Source organism: Devosia sp. (assembly GCF_048261455.1).
GTDB lineage: Bacteria > Pseudomonadota > Alphaproteobacteria > Rhizobiales > Devosiaceae > Devosia_A.
On the sequence record NZ_JBLXGA010000001.1, the window covers coordinates 318847 to 325320 of the forward strand.

The 6474-nt window shown below is 66.0% G+C and carries 6 protein-coding genes; 4 read left to right on the plus strand and 2 right to left on the minus strand.

Annotation, left to right across the window (positions count from 1 at the left end):
* The 4 genes from ACN0TK_RS01615 to ACN0TK_RS01630 form a co-directional block, all read left to right on the plus strand.
* A partial coding sequence (locus ACN0TK_RS01615; protein ID WP_417307679.1) for a zinc-binding alcohol dehydrogenase family protein occupies window positions 1–768 on the plus strand: 768 nt, incomplete at its 5' end.
* A gap of 109 nt (window positions 769–877) precedes the next feature.
* Window positions 878–2236, plus strand: coding sequence for a guanine deaminase (guaD, locus tag ACN0TK_RS01620; RefSeq protein ID WP_417307680.1), 1359 nt, complete (start codon window positions 878–880; stop codon window positions 2234–2236).
* A 306-nt stretch (window positions 2237–2542) separates the two neighbouring features.
* On the plus strand, window positions 2543–3118 hold the full coding sequence (locus tag ACN0TK_RS01625) for a TetR/AcrR family transcriptional regulator (RefSeq protein ID WP_417307681.1): 576 nt from the start codon (window positions 2543–2545) through the stop codon (window positions 3116–3118).
* A 35-nt stretch (window positions 3119–3153) separates the two neighbouring features.
* Window positions 3154–4011: an SDR family oxidoreductase gene (locus ACN0TK_RS01630; protein WP_417307682.1), complete on the plus strand. Its 858-nt coding sequence runs from the start codon at window positions 3154–3156 to the stop codon at window positions 4009–4011.
* 14 nt (window positions 4012–4025) lie between these two features.
* Here ACN0TK_RS01630 and ACN0TK_RS01635 read toward each other — a convergent pair whose 3' ends face one another.
* Both ACN0TK_RS01635 and ACN0TK_RS01640 read right to left on the minus strand, forming a co-directional pair.
* Window positions 4026–5261 (minus strand): cation:proton antiporter, encoded by a 1236-nt coding sequence (locus tag ACN0TK_RS01635; RefSeq protein ID WP_417307683.1) that lies wholly within the window; start codon window positions 5259–5261, stop codon window positions 4026–4028.
* 148 nt (window positions 5262–5409) lie between these two features.
* Window positions 5410–6300 carry a LysR family transcriptional regulator gene (locus ACN0TK_RS01640; protein ID WP_417307684.1) on the minus strand — a complete coding sequence of 297 codons (891 nt, stop codon included), beginning with the start codon at window positions 6298–6300 and terminating at the stop codon, window positions 5410–5412.
* Between the last annotated feature and the right edge of the window lie 174 nt (window positions 6301–6474).

The window sequence follows — 6474 nt, forward strand, 5'->3', positions numbered from 1 at the left end:
GCGTCGCCGATGCCCGATGGGCTGGACTATGTCCGGGCAGCGGTGCTGCCGCTGGCGCTCTCCACGGCTGCGGCCGGCCTGTTCGAGCCTGGGCAACTGGGCCTCGGCCCACCTAAGCTGAAGCCGGTCGCGACAGGGCGGACAGTGCTGATCTGGGGCGGCTCTACCAGCGTCGGTTCCAATGCCATCCAGTTGGCGGTGGCTGCCGGCTATGAGGTGATCGCCACCGCTTCGCCGCGCAATTTTGACAGGCTCCGCCAATTGGGTGCCGCCGAGGTCTTCGACTACCGCAGCAAGACGGCTGTCCGCGATATCATCGCGGCCTGCGGTCGCCGGGATATGGCGGGCGCGCTTGCCATCGGCGCGGGCTCGGCTGGCCCATGCATCGACATCATGGCCGCGACGGGCGGCGACAAGGCCGTCTCGATGGCCTCGACGCCTCTGTCGTTCGAGTCCGTGCCACTCGGTCCCGGCCGGGGGCTGTGGCTGGCGAAGACAATGCCGCGGCTCATCGCGGCGACGGCCGGACTCATGCTCAAGGCGCGCCTGCGCGGCGTGCGCACGGCGTCCATCTTCAGCACCAGCATTGCCAGCAATGCAGTCGGCCCGATGATCTATGCCGATTTCCTGCCGCAGGCGCTGCAAGCCGGGCGCTACTGGCCAAGCCCGGACCCGGAGCTCCACGGCGCCGGGCTCGATCGGATCCAGTCGGCGCTCGAGGCGCACAAGCGCGGGGTTTCGGCGAAAAAGCTGGTTGTTACCCTCTAGCGCTCCGGTTTTCCGGCGCCCTGGTGGCCGTTCGGCTGATAGCTGGCGCCTGCCAGCGTCATGCGCTATCGCAGGGCGTAGTGAACAGTGATCGATGGAAAATGCGGTGATGAGTGAGACTTTGCGGGGCCGGTTTGTCTGCGGCACTTTCATGCATGCGCCGCAGGCTGGCACGGTCGAGGCGCTGGTCGACGCATTGATCGAAATCGGCGCCGACGGCCGGATCGCCGCCATCCACCCCGCCGGCCATACCGATCGCGCCGCAGCGGAAGTGGCGGCCGGGAATTCGGGCCGGCTGACCCGCTTTGCCCCGACCGACATCATCATTCCCGGCTTCGTCGATCTGCACGTCCACGCCCCGCAATATCCGCAACTGGGGCTGGCGCTCGACGAGCCGCTGGAAGTGTGGCTGGGGAAATACACCTTCCCACTCGAAGCGCGTTATGCCGACCTCGATTTTGCCCGCGACAGCTACGACACGCTGGTCGGGGATCTGCTGCGCAACGGTACGACGACGGCGCTCTATTTCGCCACGGTGCACCAGGAGGCGACGCAGCTTCTGGTCGATATCTGCCTCGAGCGCGGCCAGCGGGCGCTGGTCGGCAAGGTGGCGATGGACGATCCCGAGAGCTGCCCGGACTATTATCGCGATGCCTCGGCCGCGGCCGGCGTCGCGGGCACCCGCGCGGTGATCGACTATGTGCGGTCGCATCCCGACAATCGTGAGCAGAGGGTGCTGCCCGTCGTCACGCCGCGCTTCATCCCCTCATGCACCGACGATCTGCTCGAGGGGCTGGGCCAGTTGGCCGGCGAATGCGGCTGTCACGTCCAGACCCATTGCTCGGAAAGCGACTGGGCGCATGGCTATGTGCTCGATCGCCATGGCATGAGCGACACCGAAAGCCTCGACCGCTTCGGCCTCGTCGGCCGGCACAGCGTCCTCGCCCATGCCACCCGCCTCACCGGTAGCGACACCGATCTGGTCATTTCCCGGCAAGCCGCGGTGGCGCATTGTCCGCTGTCCAATGCCTATTTCGGCGATGCGGTGTTTCCGCTGCGCGCGGCGCTCGAAAAGGGCATGCATGTCGGGCTCGGCACCGACATCTCCGGTGGCCCGACGGCTTCGGTGCTCGAAAGTGCGCGCATGGCGATGGCCGCGTCGCGGCTCTTGGAAAGCGGCACCGATCCGGACCTGCCGCGGGCCGAACGCGGGCGGCCCAATTCGCGCATCGACTATCGCACGGCCTTTTATCTCGCCACCGCGGGGGGCGGGGTGGCGCTTGATCTGCCGATCGGCCAGTTCGCGCCCGGCTATCACTTCGATGCCCTGCGCATCGATACCGCGGCGCCCGAGGGTACGATCCGCAGTTTCGGTGAAACCGACCCCGACCAGATGCTGCAAAAGCTCATCCACAGCGCCAGCCGCGCCAATATCGCCGATGTCTGGGTCGGCGGCATGTACGTCTGAAGGCGGTCGGGCCGCGGATCTTCATCACGTTTGTGCGCCTGGTGACCGCTGCGGAGCTTCGCGCCGTAGTTCGCGGCCCGACAGGGCTGTCACTTTGCCTTGAAATCCGGCCTCCGAAGGCAGGCGCTGCCTGTCGTCCGTTGTGCCGCGGTCCGTAGTGTCCAAGGGCCGGCCATCCATGTTTTGCGCTGAAGCCACGCTCCCGTTTTGCACTGCGCGCGACCCGCCGCCAGCGCGCGGTTGCGTTGACAGTGGACCTGCCCACGGCTAATCAGTAATGAATATTCATTACTGATTGTGTCCGCCATGCCCCGCCTGCCGAAAGCCGAAGTGCTCGAAAACATCCGTCAGGCGGTTGTCGAAGTCGTGGCTCATTCCGGCATTGGTGCGGCCGGCGTCGCCGATATCGCCAAGGCGGCGCGGGTGTCGCCGGGCACCATTTATCTGCACTTCACGACGCGCGAGGACATGCTGCAGCAGACCTATCTGCACCTCAAACGCGCGTTCCATGCCGCGATGATGACGGCCGGTGCCGGGGAGACGACATCTGCGGCACGGATCCGCAGCATGTGGCACGCGGTCTTCGCCTTTCTGTGGACGCGGCCGCTCGATTTCCGCTTTCTCGAATATGCCGGCGCGGCGGATCTGCTCACGGCGGACCAGCGCGCCGAGATCGCGCCGCTGCAGGACGAGGTGCATGAAGTGCTGCGCGCAGCCATCGCCGATGGCACCGTGATGGCAATGCCCATCCCTGTCGCCATGAGCCTGCTGCTCGGGCCGGCCCTGCATCTGGCCCGCATCGCCAGCCTGTCGGACAGGCGCCCACCCCAGGCCGAAATCGATGAGGTCTTCGATCGCCTCTGGTCCTGCCTCACCCCCTGAACAGCCTGCACTTCCCGCGAACAAGGACACTCCCAATGAGCAAGATCATTCTCGTCACCGGCGCTTCGACCGGCCTTGGCGTCAGCATTGCCGTTCAGGCCGCCGCCGCAGGCCACACCGTCTACGCCACCATGCGCAATCTCGAAAAGCGCGCGACGCTCGATGCGGCAGCGGCTGCTGCCAATGTCAGCCTCGAGGTGCTGCAGCTCGACGTGCAGGAGATGGCGAGCATCGCGGCGGCCGTCGACACGGTCATCGGTGCGCATGGCCGCATCGATGTGCTGGTCAACAATGCTGGCGCCGGCTTTGCCCGGTCTACCGAGCAGGCCACCGAGGACGAGATCGACTGGGTCATGGACGTCAATTATTTCGGCGTGGTGCGCTGCACCAAGGCGGCGATCCCGCACATGCGCCAGCAGCGCAGCGGCCACGTCATCACCATATCCTCGGTCGGCGGCCTCGTCGGCCAGCCGTTCAACGAACTCTACTGCGGCGCCAAGTTCGGCGTCGAAGGCTACATGGAGGCGCTTGCGAGCTACGTGACGCCCAGCTTCGGAATCAACTTCTCGCTGGTAGAACCGGGCGGCATTTCATCGGAATTCTTCAACTCGGCGCTCAAGGCCATGCAGGAGACCGGCGGGGTGCGCGATGACGAGTATGCCCCGGTGCTGCAGGCCTATCTGGGTGCCTCCGCGGCGCGCCGCGATCAGGGTGCGGTGCAGACGCCAGATCAGGTGGCCGAGGTGGTGATGGACGTGCTCCATGCCGAAAACCCGCCCATCCGTACCCGCACGTCCGAGTGGTCGAGGCAGCTGTGCGCCCTCAAGACCGATCTCGATCCCGACGGCACCAAGCTGCAGGCCAAGGTCATCGCCGACTTCCTCGGCGGCTGAGGTTTTGGGCGAACTCAGGCCTCGCTGCCGCTTTCGCGGTTGCGGTCGAGATAGCGCATGATCGGTGTCACCGTAACGCCGTGCAGTACGATCGAGATCACCACGACGCAGCATACTGTCACCCACAGGGTGCCGGCGTGGAAGAACTCGGCGTGCCCCAGCGCATAGGCCAGATAGTAGAACGAGCCAAGGCCGCGAATGCCGAAAAAGGAGATCACGGCCTTTTCGCGCGCCGGCACGTTGTGGCCGATCAGGCTGGTCCAGCCGGCAATGGGGCGCACGATGAACAGGATGGCCAGCGACACCAGGATCACGGGCAGGTTGAGGGCGCTGAACACCGAGCCCTCGGCGATCGCAGCGCCGAAACAGACCAGCAGCACCATCATCACCAGTCGCTCGAGCTCCTCGACGAAATCGTGCATCTTGCCAAGATAGTGCTGCTTGCGCTCCTGCGAGCGCAGCGTCAGCGCGGCGATGAAGACGGCCAGAAAGCCGTAGCCGCCGACGATCTCGGTCGAGCCATAGGCGAGGCAGGTGATCCCCAGCGCCACGAACCCATCGCCGGTGCGGGAGATCTTGGCGCGGTCGGGCAGGTGGAACAGCAGATAGCCCATGGCCTTGCCGCCGAGCCAGCCGAGGCCGATGCCGACGGTCAGTTTGAACACCACATCGACGAGGAACCAGTCGCCGAGCACGGCGCCGAAGCCGCCGGTGGCGCCGGCGAGGCCGATGGCGAGATAGACGAAGGGAAAGGCCAGCCCGTCATTGAGCCCGGCTTCGGAGGTCAGCGCAAAGCGGACCTCGTCGGTGTCGCCCGAACCGGGCGGGCCCACCTGCACGTCGCTGGCCAGCACCGGGTCGGTCGGGGCCAGCGCGGCGCCGAGCAGCAAGGCGGCCGGCAGGCCGAGCCCAAGGCCCCACCAGCCCAGAAACGCCGTCGCGGCGATGCTGAGCGGCATGGCGATGGCGAGGAGCCGCCAGGTCACGCCCCAGCCGCGCAGGCTGAAGGGCCGCTCCAGCTTCAGGCCGGCGCCCATCAGCGCGATGATCACCACGAATTCGGTCAGCCGCTCGGTCAGCGCCCGGCTTTCGAGCGGATTGGCCGCAACGATCGAGGCCACGGGCGACAGCTGCACTGCGATGCCGATGGCGATACAGGCGATCGGCAGCGACAGCGGCAGTTCCTTGAGGATCATCGGCAGCCAGGCCGTCAGCAGGATGACGGCGCCCAGGACCGTCAGCAACACCATGTAGGTTTCCAAAAAAGGCGATCCTCGTGCTGTGCGCGGCGCTCTGTGCCGTGTTCGCGTGGGGTGGCAGGGTGCCGGTCTGCACCAGACCTGCTCACCCGCATAAGATCAATCGCTTTCGCGCGTCACCGCTTCGCGCCATCGCCCGTCAGGGGCGGCGCAGGGCGTCGGCGAGATAGTCGTAGACCATGCGAATGCGCGGATTCGTGGTCAGTTCCCGATGCGCCACCAGCCAGATGGGAAAGGGCAGCGTCGGCAGATCGGGCAGCACCCGGGCGACCAGCGGATCGCTGTCACCGATGAAGGCATCGAGCACGCCGATGGCCGCGCCCTGGCGCACCAGTTCCCACATGACGATGTAGCTTTCCGTCAGCAGCGGAAAGTTCGCCTCCGTCAGGCCCAGGCCCAAGGTGTTGAGCCCCTTGATCATCAGGCCGCTGCGGTCGAGGCTGACGAACTGCCCGCGCGCCAGATCGGCGGGCCGGGTCGGGTTTCCGAGCCGCGCGATATAGTCGGGCGTCGCGTAAAGCGCCGCATGCGCCTCGCCGATCTTTTTGGCGATCAGGTCGGGTTCGGTCGGCCGGAAGTTGCGCACGGCGATGTCGGCCTCGCGGCGGCGCAGGTCGCTGGCGTGGTTGGCAACGACGATCTCGACCTGAATGCCGGGCTGGATCTGGCGCAGTTTGGTGACGATTGGCGGCAACAGCACCGACGCATAGGTTTCGCTGGCCGAAATGCTGATCGAGCCTTCGAGTGCCTGCGACTGTCCGGCAGCGGTCAGCGACATGCGGCCGGCTGCCTCGCCCATGTCGCGCACATGCTCCAGCAATTGCAGGCCGCTCGGGGTCAGCGTCAGGCCGCGCCCGACGCGCTCGAACAGCACGATGCCGAGTTCCTGCTCTAGCCCGTCGACCTGCCGGCCCAGCGTCGGCTGCGCCATGCCCAAAGCGCGCGCAGCGGCCGACAGCGAGCCTTCCTCGGCGGTCACCAGAAAGGCCCGGGCCTTGTTCCAGTCGAATTTCACTGCGCGCCAATCCATGCAGATATGCATATCAAACGATAGAAATTGGTCAATTCGCATATCAATGATGACGCCCTAGAGCTGTTCTCACACCAAACGGGAGATCAGCACCATGTCGTCACTCAAAACCACAGCCCGCCTGACGGGCCTGTTCTATCTCGGCCTCGCCATCACCGGCATGCTCGGCTTCAT